Source organism: Polaromonas sp. P4_H1 (genome assembly GCF_056400945.1).
The window spans coordinates 1-536 of sequence record NZ_JBFUKG010000141.1; the positions used below are offsets into that span (position 1 = coordinate 1).

The following is a 536-nucleotide window of genomic DNA, read 5'->3' on the forward strand; positions in this document are numbered from 1 at the left end:
GCGTTGAGATCGCGGTCGACCACGGTCAGATAGACGGTGTCCTTGTGGATGACCGAGTCCCAATGCTCTTCCGGCGAAGCGTGCTTCATGTCGATCTTGGCGCGGAGGTCGCCGATGAATTTGTCCGACAGGAAGCGCTCAACATCGACCTGCCCGTAAGCAGGATCGCAGAAATAGGCATCGCGCGTGCGATAGGCCGCCTTGGTCGCCTCCGCGAGAACATGGATACGGTCGGCCTCACTCAGATTGGCGATGTCATAGCCGGCCAGCACGCGCAGGATCATCAGTGCGGCGAGTCCCTGGCCGTTTGGCGGGCATTCGGCGACATCATAGCCGTGATGATTGGCCGAGATCGGCGTCACATAGTCGGAGCGCTGCTCGTTGAAATCATCGGCCTCGTGCGCGCCGCCAACGGCACGCAGCGCGGTGATGATGTCGTCGGCTACCTGACCCTGGTAGAAGCCGTTGCGGCCTTCGCGCGCGACCCGGCGCAGCGTGGCAGCGAGCGCCGGCTGGACGCGCTTGTCGCCGACCGC

General features: G+C 63.8%; 1 protein-coding gene. It reads right to left on the reverse strand.

All coding sequences use genetic code 11. The annotated features are described in order from the left end of the window. The coding region (locus AC1DS5_RS25555) for a gamma-glutamyltransferase (RefSeq protein ID WP_477721040.1) at positions 1-536 on the reverse strand (536 nt) is incomplete at both ends.